Source organism: Streptomyces sp. NPDC001157 (genome assembly GCF_053598255.1).
In genome coordinates this window covers 438350-459565 of record NZ_JBSFJW010000006.1, presented here as the reverse complement: position 1 = coordinate 459565, position 21216 = coordinate 438350, and the positions used below count along the sequence as shown (strand labels likewise).

General features: G+C 70.9%; 21 protein-coding genes and 1 pseudogene. 10 read left to right on the top strand and 12 right to left on the bottom strand.

Translation table 11 applies throughout. The features are described 5' to 3' along the window. Positions 1 to 160: 160 nt before the first annotated feature. Positions 161 to 595 (bottom strand): DUF2267 domain-containing protein, encoded by a 435-nt coding sequence (locus ACWDAG_RS14740; protein WP_450695966.1) that lies wholly within the window; start codon positions 593 to 595, stop codon positions 161 to 163. Between the two features lie 221 nt (positions 596 to 816). After that, a complete protein-coding gene (locus tag ACWDAG_RS14735; protein WP_450695965.1) occupies positions 817 to 1248 on the bottom strand; it encodes an Hsp20/alpha crystallin family protein in 432 nt (143 codons plus the stop codon). A gap of 129 nt (positions 1249 to 1377) precedes the next feature. On the opposite strand from ACWDAG_RS14735, the gene ACWDAG_RS14730 reads away from it, so the two are divergent. Further along, a complete protein-coding gene (locus ACWDAG_RS14730) occupies positions 1378 to 2046 on the top strand; it encodes a type III effector protein (RefSeq protein WP_450695964.1) in 669 nt (222 codons plus the stop codon). Here ACWDAG_RS14730 and ACWDAG_RS14725 read toward each other — a convergent pair. Next, positions 2028 to 2282, bottom strand: coding sequence for a hypothetical protein (locus ACWDAG_RS14725; protein WP_450695963.1), 255 nt, complete (start codon positions 2280 to 2282; stop codon positions 2028 to 2030). The two genes, ACWDAG_RS14730 and ACWDAG_RS14725, sit on opposite strands and share 19 nt — an antisense overlap. 39 nt (positions 2283 to 2321) lie before the next feature. Here ACWDAG_RS14725 and ACWDAG_RS14720 point away from each other — a divergent pair, with 39 nt between their 5' ends. Together ACWDAG_RS14720 and ACWDAG_RS14715 are read left to right on the top strand one after the other, a co-directional pair. Continuing rightward, entirely contained in the window at positions 2322 to 2732 is a 411-nt protein-coding gene (locus tag ACWDAG_RS14720) for a VOC family protein (protein ID WP_099933139.1), read from the top strand. Positions 2733 to 2926: 194 nt separating this feature from the next. Further along, a pseudogene (locus ACWDAG_RS14715) lies at positions 2927 to 3065 on the top strand (IS982 family transposase); the annotation flags it as partial. Positions 3066 to 3075: 10 nt separating this feature from the next. Here the strand turns inward: ACWDAG_RS14715 and ACWDAG_RS14710 are convergent. From ACWDAG_RS14710 to ACWDAG_RS14675, 8 genes are all read right to left on the bottom strand, one after another. Further along, positions 3076 to 3471 carry a VOC family protein gene (locus ACWDAG_RS14710; protein ID WP_450695962.1) on the bottom strand — a complete coding sequence of 132 codons (396 nt, stop codon included), beginning with the start codon at positions 3469 to 3471 and terminating at the stop codon, positions 3076 to 3078. Between the two features lie 132 nt (positions 3472 to 3603). Further along, positions 3604 to 4974, bottom strand: coding sequence for a pentapeptide repeat-containing protein (locus tag ACWDAG_RS14705; protein ID WP_450695961.1), 1371 nt, complete (start codon positions 4972 to 4974; stop codon positions 3604 to 3606). A gap of 135 nt (positions 4975 to 5109) precedes the next feature. Beyond that, a complete protein-coding gene (locus ACWDAG_RS14700; RefSeq protein ID WP_450695960.1) occupies positions 5110 to 5238 on the bottom strand; it encodes a hypothetical protein in 129 nt (42 codons plus the stop codon). Between the two features lie 388 nt (positions 5239 to 5626). After that, positions 5627 to 7183 (bottom strand): carboxylesterase/lipase family protein, encoded by a 1557-nt coding sequence (locus tag ACWDAG_RS14695; RefSeq protein ID WP_450695959.1) that lies wholly within the window; start codon positions 7181 to 7183, stop codon positions 5627 to 5629. 30 nt (positions 7184 to 7213) lie between these two features. Next, a complete protein-coding gene (locus ACWDAG_RS14690) occupies positions 7214 to 7852 on the bottom strand; it encodes a GOLPH3/VPS74 family protein (protein ID WP_450695958.1) in 639 nt (212 codons plus the stop codon). Positions 7853 to 7966: 114 nt separating this feature from the next. Next, the gene (locus ACWDAG_RS14685) at positions 7967 to 8626 is read right to left on the bottom strand and encodes a response regulator (protein WP_450695957.1); all 660 of its coding nucleotides are present in this window, start codon (positions 8624 to 8626) and stop codon (positions 7967 to 7969) included. Next, entirely contained in the window at positions 8623 to 9789 is a 1167-nt protein-coding gene (locus tag ACWDAG_RS14680; RefSeq protein WP_450695956.1) for a sensor histidine kinase, read from the bottom strand. The genes ACWDAG_RS14685 and ACWDAG_RS14680 overlap by 4 nt, the downstream gene beginning before the upstream one ends. A gap of 71 nt (positions 9790 to 9860) precedes the next feature. Continuing rightward, a complete protein-coding gene (locus ACWDAG_RS14675) occupies positions 9861 to 11219 on the bottom strand; it encodes an RICIN domain-containing protein (RefSeq protein ID WP_450695955.1) in 1359 nt (452 codons plus the stop codon). 209 nt (positions 11220 to 11428) lie between these two features. On the opposite strand from ACWDAG_RS14675, the gene htpG reads away from it, so the two are divergent. The 3 genes from htpG (at position 11429) to ACWDAG_RS14660 (ending at position 15089) form a co-directional block, all read left to right on the top strand. Further along, the gene (htpG, locus tag ACWDAG_RS14670; RefSeq protein ID WP_450695954.1) at positions 11429 to 13333 is read left to right on the top strand and encodes a molecular chaperone HtpG; all 1905 of its coding nucleotides are present in this window, start codon (positions 11429 to 11431) and stop codon (positions 13331 to 13333) included. Positions 13334 to 13497: 164 nt separating this feature from the next. Beyond that, positions 13498 to 14118: a bifunctional 4-hydroxy-2-oxoglutarate aldolase/2-dehydro-3-deoxy-phosphogluconate aldolase gene (locus tag ACWDAG_RS14665; protein ID WP_450695953.1), complete on the top strand. Its 621-nt coding sequence runs from the start codon at positions 13498 to 13500 to the stop codon at positions 14116 to 14118. Beyond that, positions 14115 to 15089, top strand: a complete 975-nt coding sequence (locus ACWDAG_RS14660; RefSeq protein ID WP_450695952.1) for a sugar kinase — start codon at positions 14115 to 14117, stop codon at positions 15087 to 15089. Before ACWDAG_RS14665 ends, ACWDAG_RS14660 begins: the two co-directional genes overlap by 4 nt. A gap of 79 nt (positions 15090 to 15168) precedes the next feature. On the opposite strand, the gene arsM is transcribed toward ACWDAG_RS14660, so the two are convergent. Further along, positions 15169 to 16065, bottom strand: a complete 897-nt coding sequence (gene arsM, locus ACWDAG_RS14655) for an arsenite methyltransferase (RefSeq protein WP_450695951.1) — start codon at positions 16063 to 16065, stop codon at positions 15169 to 15171. Positions 16066 to 16169: 104 nt separating this feature from the next. Here arsM and ACWDAG_RS14650 point away from each other — a divergent pair, with 104 nt between their 5' ends. From ACWDAG_RS14650 to rph, 4 genes are all read left to right on the top strand, one after another. Then, positions 16170 to 16544, top strand: coding sequence for an ArsR/SmtB family transcription factor (locus ACWDAG_RS14650; protein ID WP_450695950.1), 375 nt, complete (start codon positions 16170 to 16172; stop codon positions 16542 to 16544). Next, positions 16541 to 17278 carry an aquaporin gene (locus ACWDAG_RS14645; RefSeq protein WP_450695949.1) on the top strand — a complete coding sequence of 246 codons (738 nt, stop codon included), beginning with the start codon at positions 16541 to 16543 and terminating at the stop codon, positions 17276 to 17278. Before ACWDAG_RS14650 ends, ACWDAG_RS14645 begins: the two co-directional genes overlap by 4 nt. A gap of 26 nt (positions 17279 to 17304) precedes the next feature. Beyond that, the gene (locus tag ACWDAG_RS14640) at positions 17305 to 17727 is read left to right on the top strand and encodes an arsenate reductase ArsC (RefSeq protein ID WP_450695948.1); all 423 of its coding nucleotides are present in this window, start codon (positions 17305 to 17307) and stop codon (positions 17725 to 17727) included. Between the two features lie 876 nt (positions 17728 to 18603). Next, positions 18604 to 21201, top strand: a complete 2598-nt coding sequence (rph, locus tag ACWDAG_RS14635) for a rifamycin-inactivating phosphotransferase (protein ID WP_450695947.1) — start codon at positions 18604 to 18606, stop codon at positions 21199 to 21201. Positions 21202 to 21216: the final 15 nt, after the last annotated feature.

The window sequence follows — 21216 nt, the reverse complement described above, 5'->3', positions numbered from 1 at the left end:
CGGAGGTGCCCTTCGTCAGGCGGCCCGCGATGAACTGCGCGCCGTCCGCGAGGCGGTCCTGCGCGGGGAATCGTTCCGGGGTGGCGGTGCCCGGGGGCTGCAGAGCCCGCGCAGCGCGTCCGGTCACCGGCGTGCCGTGGCAGCGGAAGGCGCGGCCCGCCTATGCGGCTCGGGCGAGTTCGGCGCGGCCGAACAGCAGCGCGTAGCCGGAGGGGAGCTGGCGCAGGATGCGGGTGATGAGATCGGGGCCGGCGTAGGCCGCGACGGCGGAGAAGACGGATCCGGTGTCCCAGCGGGTGGTGGCGAGGGAAGCGCCGGTGCGGGCGGCGAGGTCCTTGACGAAGGCCCAGCCGGTCAGTGGCCGGGTGTCGGGGATCTGTGCGGTGAGGATGCGTGCGGCTTCCACGGGGAGGCGGGCGGCGAGTTCGACGCGCTCGTCGCCGGTCAGCTGGCGTCCCAGCCCGGCGAGGACGAGGCGGACGGCTTCCTCGGCCTTCTCGCGGGTGGGGTAGGCGCCGTCATAGCGGACCTTCTCCAGCATGTGTTCGTACGCTCTTCCATTGGGCTGCTGGAGCGGTGCGCTGTGCTCGGACATCACTGCGGTGGTTGCCTTTCTGTCACCGGGGTCGTGGTGACCGGTGTGCGGTCACCGGTGGGTGGGTGGTCAGGTGGCTGACAGCGGCCGAAGAGCAGGTCGTAGCCCGCGGCCGCTGCCTTCCTCGGCTCACGGGGTACGGAGGACAGGCCCCGGGGGGAGATCAGGTACCTGTCCTCCGCCGTTGTTCAGCCGCCGTTGTTCAGCCCTCGGCCGACGGATCAGCCGGAGATCTCCTTGCGGCCGGATCCGACGCCGATGGTGATCTTGCGCGGCTTGGCGCGCTCGGCGATCGGGATGCGCAGGGTGAGCACGCCTGCGTCGTAGTCGGCCTGGATGTGCTCGGTGTCCAGCGTGTCGGCCAGCACGATCTGGCGTGAGAAGACGCCGAGCGGCCGTTCCGACAGCTCCATCTGTACGTCGTCGGCCTTCGTCACGGGCCGGCGCTCGGCCTTGACGGTCAGCATGTTCCGTTCGACGTCGATGTCGATCGCGTCCGCGCTGACGCCGGGGAGGTCGAAGGCCACCACGTACTCGTCACCCTCGCGGTACGCGTCCATCGGCATCGGGGACGGCCGCGACCAGGTGCCCGGGCCCATCAGCTGCTGGGCCAGCCGGTCGAGCTCACGGAAGGGGTCAGTGCGCATCAACATCGGAAAACACCTCCAGGAAGGTTCAGGCAGTGGCTGCCAATGCGCCTCGCTGAATCCGTTGTAGCATGTCGTCCATTGGATGACAAACGTGGTGTCGTCCAAAGGATGACTCACACCGAGGAGGTGTTCATGACCCAGGCTGACCAGCCGGTATCGTCCAGCAGCGGCGCGCCGGGCCCGGTGTCCTTCCTCGCCGCCGCGGCAGCTCTGCACGCCATGGACGACGCCCTGCAGGCCGCCCGGCACGAGGACCGCGGCACAGCAGACACCCACGAGGTCGCCCCGGAGACGGCCCTGGCCTCCCTTCTCCTGCTGCGGCAGGTACGCGAGCAGCTCGCCGAATGGGAAACCGGCCTGATCGAAACCGCTCGCGAGGCGGGTGCCAGCTGGGCCGAACTCGCCCACCCCCTCGGCGTCTCCAGCCGCCAGGCCGCAGAACGCCGTTACCTGCGGGGCCGGCCCGGCCCAGCAGGAACCACCGGTGAACAACGCGTCCAAGCCACCCGCGAGCGCCGCGCCGCCGAACGCACCACCGCCGCCTGGGCCCGGGCAAACGCAGCCGACCTGCGCCGCATCGCCGGCCAGATCAGCGCCCTCACCGACCTGCCCACCGCGGCCCGCAACCCGCTCAGCCAACTTCACGCGGCCCTCGCCCACGACGACCCCGCCGTCCTCATAGACCCCCTCAACGCCACCCGCCCCCACCTCACCCCCGACCACCCCGACCTCGCGGCCCAGCTCGATGCCCTCACGAACTCCGCCACGAACCCGGCAGCCCCTCAGCGTTCGAAGCGGTAGTCGGCGACCTCGACTGGGCTGTAACGCTGATCAAGGCTCTGGCCTGCACCAACAGTGCGGGGCGGCGACGCAGGGGCGGTCGTCGCCGCTGCCGCGCCGACCGGGAAGGCCGCCAAAGGCCTGGAGGGGACCTGCGGGCAGACGGCGATGACCGCGCTCGCCCAAGTGCCCTCGATGCGGGGGTCCGTTCCGGCGACGGCCGTGGCATCGCTGCGCAGCGGAGCCGCGCAGGCCATGTCTCGAAGTCGGGTGTGGGCTTGTGGCAAGATCGCGGGATGCTGCGACTCACCGATTTCATCATCGACTGCCCGGACACGATGAAGCTGGCGGCTTTCTACTCCGAGGTGACGGGCCGTCCGATCAAGGAAGGCAGCTCCGAGGAGTGGGCCGGTATCCAGTTCGGCGAGATCGAGCTGGCATTCATCCGGGTGGACGACTACCGCGCTCCGCAGTGGCCCGACACCGAGCACCCCAAGCAGTTCCACCTCGACTTCGAAGTGGACGAGATCGAGTCCGAGCAGCGCCGCGTCCTCGATCTCGGCGCGACGCTGAGGCAGGACTTCATCGGCCCCGAGGGCTACGGCTGGCAGATCTACACCGACCCGATCGGCCACCCCTTCTGCCTGTGCCGCAACAAGGGCGTCACCTGGACCGACCAGGGCCCGGTCTGGCCCAAGCGCGACTGAGCGGTGCACATCGCCCGGCGCCAGACCGGCGATGTCGTTCAACTCCGGGCTGCGCGGTGGCGAGCAGGGCCGCCGCGCTCGCCTCCTGCCAGCTCCAGGGCTCCGCCCACGGAAGCACTCCGCCCGCTGCCGGGTGCAGCGGGTCAGATCCCGCCGAGCCGGCAGTTCGTGCAACTCACGAAGCTGATCGACAACTCCTCGCCGCCCGGCCCGGACAGACCTTGATCGGCAACAAGAACTACTTCATCCGCGACTTCGAGTACCAGCCGGCCGAGCACGAGCACGGCATCCGACTGCCGCGGCCGACCGCGCAAGGGCGAACCGAAGCGGCCGCCCGGATCGTCTAGTTGGACGGTGCCAGGGTGCGCAGGACGTCGAACTCGTTGCCTTCGGGGTCGGCCATGACCACCCAGCTCCGGCCAGGGGCCTGGCCCACGTCCGCCTTGGTGGCGCCAAGGCCGACCAGCCTGGCTACCTCGTCGTCGGTACTGCCGTCGATCGGGCTGACGTCCAGGTGGAGCCGGTTCTTCATGGTCTTGCCCTCGGGCACTCGGACAAAGAGCAGCGTGGGCGGCATCTGGCGGGCCCGGACCTCCTCGACGGTCGGCTCCCAGGAACCGATCTCGACCTTGTCCTCGCTCCGGTCGATCACCTTGAAGCCCAGGACCGCGCACCAGAAGGCCGCGAGCCGCTCCGGATCGTGGCAGTCGACAACCAACTCGGTGAACCTACTGGTCATTACTCCCCCAGCGTGTGCGGACGGAGGGCCCAGCCTATGGGCCGCGCCGCCCCTCCCGTCCGGAATCACCACGACCACGAACCCTTGGAATCGATCATCTGGCCAACCAGCAGCCGACTTCACCCGAGCCGCTCAGTTCCTGCTGAGCGTCCGTGTCACGCCGGCCACCACCGCGGTCGTCAGAACCCAGCCGATCGCGATCAGCGCGTACGCCAGGCCCTGCACACCGCCCTGCGCCCAGTGCCAGTGGTCGCGCTGACCGAGGCCGCCGATCGGGACCAGCAGGTCGAAGGTGTAGACGACCGGGTAGAACGGAGTGCCCTCGCCCTTCGTGTTCGGCACGGGCCTGTGCGCCGAGAACACGAGCGAGCCGACGAGGGTGAGCAGCGCCAGCCAGATCCCGGCCATCCAAGGGCGGTAGCCGTATCCGACCGTGGAGTCGAGGAGCCAGCCCCAGGCTCTGCCCGCCGGGCTCAGCGTCGCCCGTCGGCGCCGCTCCCGTACGAGCAGCACCCGCCGAGCCTCGTCCTCGTGCCCGCATCTGCGGTAGTGGGAGGCGAGTTGCTCGTACGGCTGCGGGACGTACACGGGCTGGTGGCGCAGCCACGCCAGCCGGTTCTCGACGTCCTCGCGCCGGGTGGGCGCCGTGTCGCCCAGCCAGCCGTACGTCAGCCCGTCCAGGCCCAGCGTCTTCGGCCAGGTCGACGGGTGGTCCTGGATGCGGTCCGCGTGCGCGGTGCGCAGGTTCACGCCGCCCGCGGGCCTGTATCTGAACCGCAGGTCGAGCGCACCGGCCTGCATCCCCACGCACATCAACGACGTGCCGGAGCCGAGCAGTTCGGCATCGTCGAAGGTCAGCAGGTCCTCTATCCGTACGCTGCGCAGCCGCACCCTGCCGTCGGCCTTGAACCCCCGTGACAGCCGCACGGTCGACGCCTTGAGCATGTCCCCGTGGAAGGCGAACGCGTCCGGCGCGCCCACCGTGATCCGCGCCCCGCGCATCCACAGCCCGCCGGGCAACTCGGCCCCGGGGAAGCTGACTTCGCCCTCGGCGACGAACCCGTCCTCGCAGAACACACCACCCCGGATCACCAGGCCGCCGGCATCCACCGCCAGCCGCCCGGGCGCGATGAGCCGTGCCCCGTCGAGTCGCAGCGCTCCCGCGATGTCCGCGTGCACGAGTTCGAGAGCGTTGCCCCCGTCCCCGCCGATGGTCGAGCGGCGCAGGTCAAGTCGCCCGCCGAACTGTGCGGTTGGCGCCCGGAAGCCGGGCAGCGTGCAGTCGACGAGACTCACCCCGAGCGTAGTCGCCCCCTCCAGGCTGACGGCCTCGTCGAACCGGCACTCCTCGAACCGCACGGACCGCCTGATCTCGGCGCCGTCCAGCAGCAAGGCCCCGGTGACGCGGGCATCGCGCAGTAGGTACGGCCGGCCTCCCGCGGCCTCGTCGAGGATCTCCTGCCTGACGTCTTCCGCGTCGACCGGTCGGCTTGCGGTGTTCATGACCGCAGCATTCCACACCTCTCCGCAGCCGCTGGCGGCGCTGAGATCAGGAACAGCAGCGCATGGACAGACGGCCCGAGGCCGGCGGTGTGCTCACCGCCGGCTCGGTGTGCGGCCGTGCACGGTGCTGGATTCTTACCGGGTGCCCTTCGAGGCGTACTTCTCGATGGCGGCGATGTCGGACTTGTCGACGATGGCCGGCCCGGTGAGGACGGGCTCCTGTCCGCGCCGCCGCTGAAGTCGCCGTTGAATTGGTGGAGCCACACGGTGTCCGTGGCCAAGTGGCCATGGTGGTACGGCTGTTGGTCGATGGTGCACTGGAGGATGCCGTTCTTGATGACGGCCACGCCCCAGCCCCAGGGGTCGAGTCCGGTCGGCTTTCGCGTCAAGGTGCCCCGGCCGACTCGTGGCGACGTCAAGTACCCGTCGTCACAAGCGTGTTGATCTCGTGACCGTCCGCCGTCCCCTGTGACGCTTCAGGTCCATGATCCGCTGGAGGAGGTGACCCGCAAGGAGGGTCACAGGGCCCGCCCTCTTGGGGGAGGCATGCGGGCCCCGGCGTGCAGGGGCAGGCGTGCTTCTCCCGGTGACAGGTCTGCACCTGCACGCTTCTCCGGCCGCAGGGCAGGTCGCACCGCCCTCGTCTGCGTGGTCAGTCGAGGGCGTTCCAGAACGCGCAGTGGTGGCGGGTCTGTGTCGTGCGGGTGGGAACGATGTGGTCCGGGGCCAGGGACAGCACCGTCCGCCGGGGCCAGCGCGGCGACGACGGGCCGTTGGGGTCGGCGGTGCCGGCGAAGCGGGTCCAGTAGTCGATCATGGTGTCGGCCAGCCGGTGCTGTGCCGCGGTCAGTTCGCGGGGGCGGCCGCCGAGGTCGAACAGGTAGGGAAGTTCGCTCGCGTGCGGTGCGCCGAGCGGGAAGGGCGGCGTGCCCGGGGTGAGCGGCGGAGCGTGCTCGTCGGCGAACTCGTAGCGCCAGACGGGCACTTGGGCGGCGAGCAGACCGTCGGTGCGCGCCGTCGGACAGGCGAAGTCGGCGTCGCCGATGACCGCGCCGAACACCGGGCCCCCGTCGGTGCGGTGCACCGGGTACTCGCGGACGATCGCCTTCGCCTGCCCCGGGGCGGGGAAGAAGGTGGCCGCGATGTCTGGCCAGGTGTCGGGGGTGACGGGGTTACCGGCCTGGACGATGCCGGCGGCCCAGCCGTTGCCCTCGTCGTGGTTGTTGCCGATGAGCACGGGGACATGGTGGAGGCGGCCGGCGGTGATCGCCGCCGCGGGGTCGTAGGGCAGCAACGGGGTTGCGTAGGCGGGCTGTTGATCGGTGCCCTGGGCCGCGAGGAGACGGGAGACGTGCACGCGCCGCAGGCAGGCCAACGCGTCATGGGCGGAGCCGCAGCCGACCTTCGCAGCGAGGTCCGCGCCCGCGGCGCGCGCCGTGGACAGCGGCACGGAGGACGGCGCGAACGGCCGGTCGGGGCGACCGGTGCACGGGCCGCTCTCGATGATCGCCCGGTCGAAGAGCCCCGCGGCGGCGGGTGAGGCGAGCTGGGCGCAGACGCTGTAGCCGCCCGCCGACTCGCCGGCCAGCGTCACATTGTGTGCGTCGCCACCGAAGGCGCCGATCTCGGCGCGCACCCAGCGCAGCGCCGCCTGCTGGTCGGCCAGGCCGAAGGTGCCGGAGCCGGGCAGCCCACGGTGCGCGAGGAAGCCGAGGGCCCCGAGGCGGTAGTTGACGGTGACGACCACGACGTCGCCGCGGGTCGCCATGCGGTGGGCGTCGTACGAGCTGCCCGCTCCGGTGGTGAAGCCGCCGCCGTGCAGCCATACGATCACCGGCCGGGGGTGCGCCGGTGCCGCACCGTCGGGTGTCGTGACGTTCAGGTGGAGGCAGTCCTCGTCGGTGCTGCCCCCGGGCACCTCGCCGGCCGGTTGCGGGCAGGCGCTCGCGGGCCCGGTCGCGTCCCGTACCCCGCTCCAAGGGGCCGCACGGTGGGGCGGCGCCCAACGCAGCCTGCCGACCGGGGGTGCCGCGTAGGGGATGCCCTCGAAGGTGCGGTAGCCGTCGTGCGCGACGCCCCGCACCGGGCCGTCGTGGGTGCGTACGGCCGTCGCGGTCGCGGGCTGGGGCGGTGGTGCCGCGGATCCGGCCGTCGCCAGTACGGCGGCCAGGGCGCAGCCCAGGGTGGTCAGGACGCGGTGCGTGCTCATGGTCTCCCCGTTCGTCTCTTCGTCGCCGGGTCAGCTGCCGCCCATGCCGCCCTGTGCGGCGATCATGGTCATCGGCAGGGTTCGTACGGCTTTCTCCAGGCCGGGCGCGAGGGCGGCGAGCGACCTCGTGCAGGCGTCGATACGGGCCTGGAAGGCCCGCTGGTCCTGCCGTGACACGATCGAGCGGAGGCCGCCCGCCGCGGCCAGCGCCAGCAGTGCGGCGTCGGCGGCGGGGAGCTCCCGTACGGGACCGTCCCCCTGCAGCGCCGCGGACACGCGGGCGCGCAGTACGGCGGGCACGGCGGGGTCCGTCACGGTCGACCGCCGGGTGCCGAAGCGGGTGCGGGGCGCCTTCACGGTGAGCAGTCCCGCCGCGGCGAGCCGGTCCTCCACCTCCCTCAGGGTCCGCCTGCGGTGGCGGCGCACGAGGTGCTTCCAGCCGTGCCGGGCGGAGGCGTCCCGCAGAACGCCGTCCAGGACGGGGTCGCCGGTCGGTTCCGTACCGGACACGGTGACCGTGCCGCCGTCCTCCCTCAGCCGGCCGCGCAGCGCGAGGTCGATCAGGGCGGCGGCCCGGACCAGCAGCTCCGTACGGGAACGGTCGTACGGGCCGTCGGCCCGGTCGCCGTGGGCGAGCAGATACATGAGGCAGGCCAGGTCGTCGTTCACCCTTCGACGCTAGGGCCCGGTGTCCCGGCCACGGATCGGCCACGGGAACGGACCGGCACTGGGAACAGGGGAGGACAGCCTCCCGGTCTCCTCCTTGAGGAGGAGACGGCGCCGTCAGCGGCGGCGTGGCTCCACGAGGCCGTGGTCGTAGGCGGCCACGACGGCCTGGACGCGGTCGCGCAGGCCCAGTTTGCGCAGCACCGCGGTGACGTGGTTCTTGACGGTGGCCTCCGAAAGACGCAGCCGCTCGGCGATCTCCGCGTTCGACAGCGCCTGCCCGATCAGGGTGAGGACCTCCCGTTCGCGGGGGGAGAGGCCTTGCAGGGAGGGTGGCGGCGCTGGGTCGGGCACGGTACGCAGGAACCGGTCCAGGACGCGGCCCAGCACGGCGGGCGCGAGCAGCGCGTCGCCGCGCGCGGTGAGGCGGATCGCGTCGACCAGTTCGGCCGGGCGGATGTCCTTGAGCAGGAACCCGCTAGCCCCGGCCCGCAGCGCGGCGACCACGTGCGCGTCCACGTCCCAGGTGGTCAGCACGAGCACCCGCGCCCGGCTGCCCGACTCCGCGATCTGCCGGGTCGCCTCGATGCCGTCCAGGACGGGCATGCGTACGTCCATCAGCACCACGTCGGGCACCAGTTCCCGCGTCAGCCGCACCGCCTCCCGGCCGTCGGACGCCTCACCGACCACCTCCAAGTCGTCCCGAGCGTCGATGATCATGCGGAACCCGGTACGGACCAGGGCCTGGTCGTCGGCCACCACCACCCGCAGCATCATGACGCACCCTCCACCGGCAGCCGCGCCGCCACCTCGAAGCCGCCTCCGGCCAGCGGACCGGCGCGCAGACTGCCGCCCACGAGCCGCGCCCGCTCCTTCATCCCCACCAGACCGCGTCCCGCTCCCTGCGAACGGCCTTGTGCAGTACGGCCGTTGTCGACCACGGTGACCTCCAGGCTCTCCCCTTCGGCCGTTACGCGCACGCTGACCTCGTCGGCGCCGCCCGCGTGGCGCAGCGTGTTGGTCAGGGCCTCCTGGACGATCCGGTAGGCGGCCAGGTCCACCGCGGCCGGCAGCCCGTCCGTGGCGCCCTCGCGGCGCACGTGCACGGTCATCCCGGTCGCGCGCACGGTGTCGGCCAGCTCGTCCAGGCGCGCGAGCGAGGGTCCCGGCTCCCGCTGCTCCCGGTTCTCGCCCTCCGCCTCCTCGGGCCCGAACGCCCTTAGCAGCAGGCGCAGTTCACCCAGCGCCGAACGGGCGCTCGTCTCGATGGCCCGCAGTGCCTGCCGGGCCTGTTCGGGTCGCTGGGCGAACACATCATCGGCGGCGCCCGCCTGAATCACCATCACCGACAGGGTGTGCGCCACGACGTCATGCACCTCGCGCGCGATCCGCGCCCGCTCCTCTACCACGGCCCGGCGCATCTCCGCCCGCGCTCGTGACTGCTGCGCCCTGCGCCACTGTCCCGCGGTCCACGCCAGGACCACCGCCAGCAGATAGACCGCCACTCCCGCCGGGCCGCCCGCCGTGAACGCCAGCGGCGCCGGCAGGCACATCGCCGCGAGCGCCCGCACCGACACGCTCCGCGGCCTGGTGGCCGACAGCACGCACAGCGTGACCTGCGCCGCCAGCAGTGCCCCCGTCAAGGACACCGCGGGCAGCAGCGCCCACACGGCTAGCCCTGCCGCCGCATTCACGGCCAGTACGGCGACCGGGGCGCGCGCCTGCCACCTCAGGGCGCAGACCAGCGCAAGGACCAGAGCCATGGCCACGGCTGGACGCCGGCCGCGATCCGCGCCCGCGACGAGCACCGACGTACCGAGAACACCGAGCACCAGACCGGCCGACCCCCACCACAGGGCCCGCGCCGCCCGGGCTGACAACCCGCCTTCTGCTTCCCGGCCGAACGCGTCGTCCGGCGGCTGTCTGCTGCTGCGGTCCACGCCCCGACCCTATCGAGCAGCGAGTCCCTCACGGTCGCCCTGCCGCCGCGAGGGTGTCGTGGTGCTGGTGGTCACTGCCCCGGCGCGAGGATGTAGGTGTTGAGGCTGCCCACCGTGCTGAGCGGGCTCGGGGAGCCGAGGTCGTAGCGGTCCACGGCGAGGTAGTTGGGCTTCTTGCGGGCGGCGGGTGTGCAGAAGTTCTGCGCACGGTTGAGGAGCTTGCCGTTGTCGGTCTGTGCCGTGGAGCCGATCGTGTAGTCGCGGAAGTGGTTCATCACGAACAGCGGGTGGAAGGCGGACGAGTCCGTGGTGAGGGGGCGCGTGTCCCAGCGGCTGTAGCAGGACCAGTCCGAGGCGCCGATCCCGCCGCCCATGGACCAGTAGTTCTCCACGGCCCACTCGCGCTCGTACATCACCCCGAAGGTGTCGCGGGTGCTCTGGCCGCTTCCGGTGTCGCTCGCCCGGGTCCGGTCGCTGAAGATCAGCAGCTGCTTGCCGCGGGCGGCCAGTTCGGCCATGGTCGGCCAGCCCTTGGCGGCCACGCCCTCCTGGTCCGGCCGGTACAGCACGTCGGAGAGGCCGCTCACGGAGGCGAGGGAGGACTTCAGGACGTCGGAGGAGGCGTAGTCCTCCAGGAAGACGGTGGCGAACTGGCCGGGGTTGGCCTTCAGGAAGTCGACGATGCGTTGCAGGTCGGCGGCGAGCGGGACAGGGTTGCTGACGCCGTCGCAGCTGTTGTGGCACAGCACGGCCTGTCCGGAGACGGTGTAGTCGTCGAGCATGAAGCCGCGTACGCCGTCGGCCAGTTGACGGCTGATGCCGTAGTTCTGGTTGGGGAACCAGCTGACGGGGAACGTGGCGAAGTTGCCGTCGACACCGTTGGCGAAGGCGTTGTGCGCGGTCAGGAAGGTGACCTGGTCCAGGGTGCGGGTGTCGGCGGAGGGCATCGCCGCGGTGGCGTAGCCGACCGGGGTGAGGTACCAGCGGGCGAGGTCCCCCGAGGAACCGAGCTGTACGGCCGCGGCGTCGGAGGCGGAGCCGGTGAGGTACTGCGAGGTGCCGGGGGCGGTGATGGCGTACGCGCTGTCGGCGCCGGAGGTGATCGTCCATGTCGTGCCGTCCGTGCCGCAGGAAGCGGTGACGGCGGAGGTACCGCTGCGGCCGAGACATTTGCCGGACTCGTCGGCGTTCTGCAGCTGGTAGCCGCCGCTGACCGCGACCGGGGTCCACTGCTGGTGGTCCTCGTTGCCCTTGGGATTGTGCGCGGCGACGGTGCCGCCGGCGTCGGCGGCGTTGCGGCCGGTGGTGAAGTTCTGCAGGTAGACCGAGGAGGTGGGGACCGCCGCCGAAGCCGTGCCGGGAAGCAGGGCGGGTGTGGACAGGGCGAGGGCCGCGGAACAGCACAGGACGCGCAGGGGGCGCAGGCGCACGGGGTATTCCCTTCACTCCGGCATGGGCATGCCGATGATGACCGAGGCATGACATACCGGGTGACACGTGTGGTGTGCCAGATGGTGTGGGCGAATTGCTGCTGGCATGCAGGCTTTTGACAGGCTGGACCTCAGCTCGTCGCCTGCGATGTCTTACAGTGAATCTCACCTGACCTGGCACTTTAGGGACCTGCGAGGACACGCCAACCATGCCGACCGAAACGTTTGAGTTCCAAGTAGAGGCCCGTCAGCTGCTCCAGCTGATGATCCACTCGGTCTACTCGAACAAGGACGTCTTCCTGCGGGAACTCGTCTCCAACGCCTCCGACGCGCTCGACAAGCTGCGGCTTGCCGCGCTGCGGGAGGAAAGCCTCGACGTCGACACCTCCGACCTGCACATCGAGATCGAAGTCGATCCGGACGCCCGTACGCTCACCGTGCGGGACAACGGCATCGGGATGTCGTACGACGAGGTCGGCAACCTCATCGGCACCATCGCCAACTCCGGCACGGCCGCCTTCCTCAAGGAGCTGAAGGAGGCCCAGGACGCCGCCGGGGCCGAGGGGCTCATCGGACAGTTCGGCGTCGGCTTCTACTCCGGTTTCATGGTGGCCGACGAGATGACCCTGGTGACCCGGCGCGCCGGGGAGGCCGGCGGCACCCGCTGGTCCTCACGCGGCGAGGGCACCTACACCCTGGAGAGCGTCGACGACGCACCGCAGGGAACCGCCGTCACCCTCCACCTCAAGCCGGCCGACTCCGAGAACCAGCTGCACGACTACACCTCCACCTGGAAGATCAAGGAGATCGTCAAGCGGTACTCCGACTTCATCACCTGGCCGATCCGGCTGGTCCCGCAGCCGGGCGGCGACGGCGAGGACACGCCCGAGCCCGAGACGCTGAACTCGATGAAGGCCCTGTGGGCCCGCTCGCGCGACGAGGTCTCCGACGACGAGTACCACGAGCTGTACAAGCACGTCAGCCACGACTGGCGCGACCCCCTGGAGACCATCCGCCTGCAGGCCGAGGGCACCTTCGAGTACCAGGCCCTGCTCTTCCTGCCCGCGCACGCCCCGCACGACCTGTTCACGCGGGACTTCCGGCGCGGCCTCCAGCTCTACGTCAAGCGCGTGCTGATCATGGACGACTGCGAGGCGCTGCTGCCGCCGTACCTCCGCTTCGTCAAGGGCGTCGTCGACGCGCAGGACCTCTCGCTCAACGTCTCCCGCGAGATCCTCCAGCAGGACCGGCACATCCGGATGATCCAGCGCCGGCTGACCAAGAAGGTCCTGTCGTCGGTCAAGGAGATGAAGGCCAAGAACCCCGACAACTACGCCACGTTCTGGCGGGAGTTCGGCGCCGTACTGAAGGAGGGGCTGTTCGGCGATCCCGACAACCGCGACGCCCTGCTCGCCGTCGCGTCCTTCGCCAGCACGCACGCCGAGGACGAGGCGACCACCCTCCAGCAGTACGTGGAGCGGATGAAGGACGGCCAGAACGACATCTACTACATGACCGGCGAGTCCCGGCAGAGCCTCGAGAACTCCCCGCACATGGAGGCGTTCCGGGCGCGCGGCGTCGAGGTCCTGCTGCTCACCGACCCTGTCGACGAGGTGTGGGTCGACGCCGTGGGCGAGTTCGAGGGCAAGACGCTGCGGTCCGTCGCGAAGGGCGAGATCGACCTCGACGTCGAGGGCGACGAACAGGCCGAGGCCGAGCGGGAGAAGCAGACCGAGGCCTACGCCGGTCTGCTGGGCTGGCTGAAGGAGCAGCTCGCCGAGGAGGTGAAGGACGTCCGCCTGTCGACGCGCCTGACCGTCTCCCCGGCCTGTGTCGTCTCCGACGCCCACGACCTGACTCCGGCGCTGGAGAACATGTACCGGGCCATGGGCCAGGAGGTCCCGACCACCAAGCGGATCCTTGAGCTCAACCCCGCACATCCGCTCGTCGAGGGCCTGAACCAGGCGTACCAGGAGCGCGAGGACCGCGCCGAACTCGTGGAGACGGCCGAGCTGTTGCACGGTCTGGCCGTCCTCGCGGAGGGTGGCCAGCCCAAGGAGCCCGCGCGCTTCGTGAAGCTGGTCGCGGAGCGGCTGGAGCGCGGCCTGCGCTGACGGAAGCAGCACCTCTTGCGGAGGCACTCGGCACGGCCGGTCCGTGCCGAGTGCCTGCCCCACCACCGGCGCAACCCCGTATGGAGAGAAGCCGACTGGGCGTTCAACGAATGGTGACAGGCCGTCAGGCCACCGCACCTCACGTCCAAGGAGATCCCGCTCCCATGAACCTGGTGGAATCGCTGCGAACCCACCGCCTGTTGGCGATCGTCCGCGGCAAGGAGCCCGCCGCGGCCCTGCGCACCGTAGCCACCCTCGCCGAGGACGGCATCGCCGTCGTCGAGGTCTCGCTGACCACCAGAGACGCCCTGACGGTGATCAGGCAGGCGCGCGCCGAGCTGGGCTCCGACGCCCTGGTCGGCGCCGGGACCGTGCGCTCGGCCGAGGACGCCACCCGTGCCGTGGACGCCGGTGCGTCCTACCTCGTGACCCCGGCGCTGGTGGACGGGCTGGACTCCTGCGGCGTACCCGTGCTGATGGGAGCACTGACGCCGAGCGAGATCGAACTCGCCCTCGCCCGGGGCGCCTGCGCGATCAAGCTCTTCCCCGCCTCACTCGGCGGACCCGATTACCTGTCCGCACTGCGAGGGCCTTTCCCCGAGGTCCCGTTCGTACCCGTCGGGGGAGTCGATGCGACTGCCGCACGCGACTACCTGGCACGGGGTGCGACGGCCGTCGGCGTCGGCTCGCCACTGATCGGGGACGCCGCCGACGGCGGTGACCTCGGTCAACTCCGCAGCCGGGCGGCGGCGTTCCGCGCCGCGGTCACCGGGGAGACCCAATGACCACACCGCCCGGCCAGGCAGCCCCCGAGGTGGTCACCTTCGGCGAGACGATGGCCGCCCTGCGGGCCCACGGCCCGCTGCGGCTGGGCGGAGACCTCGGACTGTCCGTCGCGGGAGCCGAGTCCAACGTCGCCATCGGCCTCGCCCGGCTCGGACACCGGGTGCGCTGGGCCGGCCGCGTCGGCGCGGACGAACTCGGCGCCCTGGTGCTGCGCACCCTGCGCGCCGAGGGAGTCGACACCGGCCACGCCGTCACCGACGACAGCGGCCGCCCGACGGGACTCCTGCTGACCGAACCCCGACTGGGCACGCTGACCCGCGTCAGCTATTACCGCGCGGGATCCGCCGGTTCGGCGATCTCGCCGGCCGACGTCCTCCCCGCGCTGGACCCCGGGACCCGGATCCTGCACCTGACCGGCATCACCCCGGCACTCGGCCCGACCGCGGCCGAAGCCGCCCTGGCTGCCGCCACGACCGCCCGCGAGGCGGGCACCACTGTCTGCCTCGACGTCAACTACCGCTCCCGGCTGTGGACCGCCGACCGCGCCCGGACGATCCTCGGACCGATACTGGCCCACACCGACCTGCTGATCGCCTCCGAGGACGAGCTGCCGCTGGTGCTGGAACAGCCCGCCGCCCCCGAACCCGAGGGCGTGCACGGCCTCCTGGCCGCGGGCGTCGGGGAAGTCGTCATCAAACGTGGCGCACGGGGAGCGACCAGTTTCACCACCGACGGCACCACCGACCGTGCGGCACGGAAGGTGGACGCGGTCGATCTGGTCGGTGCGGGTGACGCGTTCGTGGCGGGATACCTGTCGGGACTCCTCCAGGGCGCCGACATCCCGGCCCGCCTGCAGCGAGCCGTCACCACCGCGGCGTTCGCCGTCGGCACCCGGGGCGACTGGGAGGGGCTGCCGACACCGGAGGAACTCTCCTTGCTCGACGAACCCGACGGCACCACTGTCCGCTGACCCGGTTCGGTTCCGCAGCGGCGCGGTCGGAACCTCAGCCAGGGGACTTGGCGAGCTTTGCGGTCGTGCGGAGCGTGTGTCAGCTCTGGCAGCCGCAGCCGGACGCCGCCTTGGCCTCGGCGACGGTGAGCCTGGGATCCGAGGAGGCCTCCGCCGACGTGCAGCAGGCGCTGACGCCGCAGCACGCCTCATCCGATGCGGCCTGGACGGTGGCGGCCTCGTCGGCATGGGACGGCTTGATGGCGCGGATGATCGCGGAGTGCATGCCGTCGGCGACCGGGTGTGTCGGGGTGATCTCGACGGCGGTGAATCCTGCGGCTTCGAGGCCGGCGCGGTACTCCGCGAACGACAGGGCGCCTGCGACGCAGCCCACGTAGTCGCCGCGCTCGGCCCGCTGTTCGGCGGTGAGGCTGTCGTCGGCGACGACATCGGAGACGCCGATCCGGCCGCCGGGCCTGAGGACGCGGAAGGTCTCGGCGAACACCGCGGGCTTGTCCACGGACAGGTTGATCACGCAGTTGGAGATCACCACGTCGATGGTGCGCGCGGGCAGCGGGATGGCCTCGATGGTGCCCTTGAGGAACTCCACGTTCGTCGCCCCCGCGTTCGCCGCGTTGGCGAGAGCCAGGGCGAGCATCTCGTCGGTCATGTCCAGCCCGTACGCCTTGCCGGTGGGCCCCACGCGGCGGGCGGAGAGCAGGACGTCGATGCCGCCGCCTGAGCCGAGATCGAGGACGCGTTCGCCTTCGCGGAGTTCGGCGACGGCGGTGGGGTTGCCGCAGCCGAGGGAGGCGGCGACGGCCTCGGCGGGCAGTGCGTCGCGTTCGTCGGCGGCGTACAGGGTGGAGCCGAAGTTCTCGTCGACCTCGACCGGCTGGGGCCCGCAACAGGCGGTGCCGCCCTCGGTGACCTTGACGGCCGCAGCCGCGTACCGCCGGCGGACGGTCTCGCGCAGGTCGGTGCTCTGCTCGCTCATGTCCCACTCCCAGATGACGGGCCACAGCATGGCCCGGAACGGCCTGTATTGACGTTCTTCGATTCAACCTTGCGCCTTGAATCGAAGAATGTCAACATAGATGCATGTCGAAGCAAGAGCTTGAGGTGATCGACCAGGACGCCGCCTGCTGCCCGGGCCTGTCCGCCGCGCCGCTGGACGATGATCAGGCGGCCGAGCTGGCGAAGGTGTTCAAGGCCCTGGGCGACCCGGTGCGGCTGCGCCTGATGTCGATGATCGCGTCACGCGGAGCGGGCGGGGAGGTCTGCGTGTGCGAGCTGACCCCGGCCTTCGACCTGTCCCAGCCGACGATCTCCCACCACCTCAAGCTGCTGCGCCAGGCCGGGCTCATCGACTGCGAGCGCCGCGGGACCTGGGTGTACTACTGGGTGCTGCCCGGCGTCCTGGACAAGCTCGCCGCCTTCCTGGCCACCACGCAGCCCGCCGGAGTCACCGCGTGAACGCCCCGCTCGGCCGCCGTGTCGCCGCAGAGGCGATCGGCACCGGAGCGCTGGTGGCGGTGGTGGTCGGCTCCGGCATCCAGGCCACCGCACTCTCCCGTGACGTCGGCGTACAGCTCCTCGCCAACTCCCTCGCCACCGTCTTCGGCCTGGGCGTGCTCATCCTGCTGCTGGGGCCGGTCTCCGGCGCGCACTTCAACCCGGCCGTCAGCCTGGCCGTCTGGTTCACCGGCCGCCGTGACCTGGACGGCTTCCCCCTGCGGGACCTCGCCGCGTACGTGCCGGCCCAGACCGTGGGTGCGATCGGTGGAGCGATCCTGGCCGACGCGATGTTCGCCGAGCCGCTGGTGAAGTTCTCCACCCACGACCGGGCCGCCGGCCACCTGTGGCTCGGCGAGGTCGTGGCCACGGCCGGCCTGATCCTGCTGATCCTCGGCCTGGGCCGGACCGGTCGCACCGCACTTGCTCCGCCGGCGGTGGCCTCCTACATCGGGGCCGCCTACTGGTTCACCTCCTCCACGTCCTTCGCGAACCCCGCGGTGACCATCGGACGCGCCTTCAGCGACACCTTCGCCGGTATCGCGCCCGCCTCCGTCGCCCCGTTCGTCGCCGCCCAGCTGCTGGGCGCCGCGCTCGGGCTCGCTGTCGTGGCCGCGGTCTACGCCCCGAAGACGGCCCCCGCACGACGCGAGATCGGCGTCCCGAGCAGCGAACCCGAGCCCGCCTCCTCCTGACCACACTCCTGAGAGAGACACCCGCCATGAGCACCACCAGCCCGCGCCCGTCGGTCCTGTTCGTCTGCGTCCACAACGCCGGCCGCTCCCAGATGGGTGCCGCCTTCCTCACGCACCTCGCCGGCGACAGGGTCGAGGTCCGCTCGGCCGGCTCCGCACCCGCGGACTCCGTCAACCCGGCGGTCGTGGACGCGATGAAGGAGGTCGGCATCGACATCTCCGCCGAGACGCCGAAGGTTCTCACCACGGAGGCGGTGCAGTCCTCCGACGTGGTGATCACCATGGGGTGCGGCGACGCCTGCCCCGTCTTCCCCGGCAAGCGATACCTGGACTGGCAGCTCGACGACCCGGCCGGCCAGGGCGTCGAGGCCGTCCGGCCGATCCGTGACGCCGTCGAACAGCGGGTCCGCGGCCTGCTCGGCGAGCTGGGGATTCCGGTCTCCGGGTGATTGCCGCGCGGCACGGTCAGGTGCGACCGGCCAGGTGGCGTTCGGCGGCCGTCGGAACGCCGGGTCCACTGGTCTGATCGAGCCCGGCGGACAGGGCGCTGCACTGCCGAATGAGAAGTCGCACCCAGCAGTCCTGCGAACGCACCCGGCCTGTCGCGCCCGGCTCCTCGGCGAGGACGGCAGTGTGCACCGGCGCGGCACCAGCGCGGGCGACGGTGTGATCCGGGCCGTGGGCTTGTTGTGGTCGGCGATCCGCTCGAGCATGAGGCGGGCGGCGTTGTCGCCGATGCACGGTCGGCACGGTCGACGCCGGACGGAGAGATCGGACCGAACGAGACGAAGGTCGCGTTGTCGTAGCCGCCCACCGAGATGTCTCCCGGCATGGAGATGCCGGCGTCAACGAAGGCCCCCAGCACGCCCATCGCGACATTGTCCGCTCCGGCGAGGACGGCGTGTGCCGGCGAGAACGCGCCATCAGTTCCCGGGCACCCTCAAGGCCGCCCTGCTGGGTGGAGCCGGTCGAGACGACATCGATCTCCTCGCCGCAACCGGCGTGCCTCGGCGGTCTGTTGGGCGGGAAGGGTCGGCGTGACTCGCGGGGTGAGCGGGTCGTCCTCGGCGAGCTGCCGCAAGCGTCCGAGCTTGGCGTGTTCCCGGGCGTACAGTTCCAGTCTCCGCAGAGGACTCCACAACGCAGAGGACTCCACAACGGGGAGGAGGCCCTGGAAGCGTTGCGTCAAAAAAGCAAAGGCAAGGAGAGACCTCTCCTTGCCACTCTCAACTTATAGCGCACTGGGGGGCTTGCCGCAAGGCCCCGGTCGCGGTGCAGAATCGTCGGCCGGTGGCACAACCTGCGGAAATGGGGGGCACTCAGGGATGAGCACGGAGTACGTGCTGGACCTTCAAGAGGTCGACGAGACGAGGGGCGCGGTTGTCGGCGGCAAGGGCGCCCACTTGGGTGCGCTGTTGCGGATCGAAGGCGTCCGCGTACCGGCCGGGTTCTGCGTGACGACCGACGCGTTCCGCCGGATCATCGTGGAGGCACCGTCGATCGACGACCGGCTGGATGAGCTCTCACGCACCGACCCGGACGACCGGGAGGCGATCCGCACGCTCAGCGCGCAGATCCGCCGGACCATCGAAGAGATCGCCGTCCCGGCCGATCTCGCGGCGGAGATCACCCGCGCGCTCGGCCGGCTCGGCGAGCAGGCCGCCTACGCCGTGCGGTCCAGCGCGACGGCGGAAGACCTGCCGACGGCCTCGTTCGCGGGCCAGCAGGACACCTACCTGAACGTCGTGGGGCCGACGGCGATCCTGCAGCACGTCAGCCGGTGCTGGGCCTCGCTGTTCACCGAGCGGGCCGTGACCTACCGCCGGCGGAACGGCATCGACCACCGGACCGTCCACATGGCCGTGGTCGTGCAGCAGATGGTCTTCCCGGATGCGGCCGGCATCCTGTTCACGGCCGACCCGGTCACGGGCAACCGGAAGGTGGCCACCGTGGACGCCGGCTTCGGTCTCGGCGAGGCCCTGGTCTCCGGCCTGGTGAACCCGGACGTCTTCAAGGTGCGGGACGGCGAAGTCGTCGCCAAGACGATCGCCGCCAAACAGCGTGCAGTTCACGCCCTGCCGGCGGGCGGCACGCAGGAGGTGGCGATCGACTCGCAGCGGCAGGAACAGCCGGCGCTGACGGATGCGCAGGTCGTGCAACTCGTGAGCCTCGGGCGACGGATCGAGGCGCACTTCGGTCGCCCGCAGGACATCGAATGGTGCCTGGTCGACGACGGGTTCCGGATCGTTCAGAGCCGGCCGATCACCACGCTGTTCCCCGTCCCGGAGCGCTGCGACGAGGAGAACCACGTCTACCTCTCCGTCGGCCATCAGCAGATGATGACCGATCCCATGAAGCCCCTGGGGATCTCCGTGTGGCAGCTGACGGCCATGGCGCCGATGATCGAGGCCGGCGGGCGGCTGTTCGTCGATGCCACCCGGCGCCTGGCCTCGCCCGCGAGCCGCGCCGGCCTCCTGGAGCTGGTGGGCAGAGGTGATCCGCTGATCAGGGACGCCCTGGAAACCGTCCTGGAGCGCGGTGATTTCGTCCCGTCGCTGCCGGATGCGGGCCCCGTGGGGCCGCCGGCCGGTGGTGCGTCCACCCCGACCGAGGCCGATCCGGCGATCGTCGGCGAGCTGATCGAGCGCAGCCGGGCGTCCGTCGCCGCCCTGGAGCGCGACATCCGTTCCAGGTCCGGACCGGCGCTGTTCGACTTCCTGCTGGAGGCCTTCGAGGAGCACAAGCGAGTCCTCAGCGATCCGCTGAACATGCAGGCGATCATGGCGGGGATGGAGGCCACGTGGTGGCTCAACGACAAGCTTGAGGAATGGCTGGGCGAGAAGAACGCAGCCGACACGCTCACGCTGTCCGCCCCCGACAACGTCACCTCGGAGATGGGACTGGAGCTGCTCGACGTCGCCGACGTGATCCGCCCGCATCCGGAGGTGGTGGCGTTCCTGCGGGGTGTCGAGGACGAGGGCTTCCTGGACGAGCTGGGGAAGCTCGCGGGCGGGGGTGAAGCGCGCGACGCCATCGAGGCCTACCTCGACCGGTACGGCATGCGCTGCGTCGGCGAGATCGACATCACGAGGCCGCGTTGGCGCGAACGCCCCAGCACACTCGTGCCCGTGATCCTCGACAACGTCAGGAACTTCGAACAGGGCGCTGCCGAGCGGCGCTTCGAGCAGGGGCGGCAGAAGGCGCGACAGAAGGAACGGGAGATTCTGTCACGCCTCCGGGCCCTGCCGGACGGGGACCGGAAAGCCGACGAGACGAAGCGGATGATCGACCAGGTCCGCACCTTCATCGGGTACCGGGAGTACCCGAAGTACGGCATCATCAGCCGCTACTTCATCTACAAGCAGGCCCTGCTGACGGAGGCCGAGCGGCTTGTGCAGGCAGGCGTGCTCCCCGACAAGGAGGACGTCTTCTACCTCACGTTCCAGGAACTCCACGACGTCGTGCGCTCGCACCAGGTGGATCACCAGCTCATCCAGCAGCGCAAGGAGGCGTTCCGGTCCTACCACGCGCTCACACCGCCCCGGGTGCTCACCTCGGACGGTGAGGCCGTCAACGGGGCCTACCGGCGCGACGACGCGCCGGCCGGTGCCCTGATCGGCCTGCCGGTTTCCGCCGGGACCGTCGAGGGAAGGGCCCGCGTCATCCTGGACATGGCACAGGCCGAGCTCGAAGCGGGCGACATCCTGGTCACGCCCTTCACGGACCCCAGCTGGTCACCGCTGTTCGTCGGCATCGCGGGCCTGGTCACGGAGGTGGGCGGTCTGATGACCCATGGCGCGGTGATCGCCCGCGAGTACGGCTTGCCGGCCGTCGTCGGCGTGGAGCAGGCCACCCGGCTGATCCGGGACGGGCAGCTGATCCGCGTGCACGGAACCGACGGGTACATCGAGATCCTGCCCTGACGCCCCCTCAGTCGA

Coding starts and splice junctions, on each gene's coding strand:
- ACWDAG_RS14740 (WP_450695966.1), bottom strand. CDS start 595: ATGTCCGAGCACAGCGCACCGCTCCAGCAGCCCAATGGAAGAGCGTAC.
- ACWDAG_RS14725 (WP_450695963.1), bottom strand. CDS start 2,282: ATGGCCTGCGCGGCTCCGCTGCGCAGCGATGCCACGGCCGTCGCCGGA.
- ACWDAG_RS14705 (WP_450695961.1), bottom strand. CDS start 4,974: ATGAACACCGCAAGCCGACCGGTCGACGCGGAAGACGTCAGGCAGGAG.
- ACWDAG_RS14710 (WP_450695962.1), bottom strand. CDS start 3,471: ATGACCAGTAGGTTCACCGAGTTGGTTGTCGACTGCCACGATCCGGAG.
- ACWDAG_RS14650 (WP_450695950.1), top strand. CDS start 16,170: ATGTCGAAGCAAGAGCTTGAGGTGATCGACCAGGACGCCGCCTGCTGC.
- ACWDAG_RS14685 (WP_450695957.1), bottom strand. CDS start 8,626: ATGATGCTGCGGGTGGTGGTGGCCGACGACCAGGCCCTGGTCCGTACC.
- ACWDAG_RS14735 (WP_450695965.1), bottom strand. CDS start 1,248: ATGTTGATGCGCACTGACCCCTTCCGTGAGCTCGACCGGCTGGCCCAG.
- ACWDAG_RS14730 (WP_450695964.1), top strand. CDS start 1,378: ATGACCCAGGCTGACCAGCCGGTATCGTCCAGCAGCGGCGCGCCGGGC.
- htpG (WP_450695954.1), top strand. CDS start 11,429: ATGCCGACCGAAACGTTTGAGTTCCAAGTAGAGGCCCGTCAGCTGCTC.
- ACWDAG_RS14695 (WP_450695959.1), bottom strand. CDS start 7,183: ATGAGCACGCACCGCGTCCTGACCACCCTGGGCTGCGCCCTGGCCGCC.
- arsM (WP_450695951.1), bottom strand. CDS start 16,065: ATGAGCGAGCAGAGCACCGACCTGCGCGAGACCGTCCGCCGGCGGTAC.
- ACWDAG_RS14720 (WP_099933139.1), top strand. CDS start 2,322: ATGCTGCGACTCACCGATTTCATCATCGACTGCCCGGACACGATGAAG.
- rph (WP_450695947.1), top strand. CDS start 18,604: ATGAGCACGGAGTACGTGCTGGACCTTCAAGAGGTCGACGAGACGAGG.
- ACWDAG_RS14660 (WP_450695952.1), top strand. CDS start 14,115: ATGACCACACCGCCCGGCCAGGCAGCCCCCGAGGTGGTCACCTTCGGC.
- ACWDAG_RS14640 (WP_450695948.1), top strand. CDS start 17,305: ATGAGCACCACCAGCCCGCGCCCGTCGGTCCTGTTCGTCTGCGTCCAC.
- ACWDAG_RS14665 (WP_450695953.1), top strand. CDS start 13,498: ATGAACCTGGTGGAATCGCTGCGAACCCACCGCCTGTTGGCGATCGTC.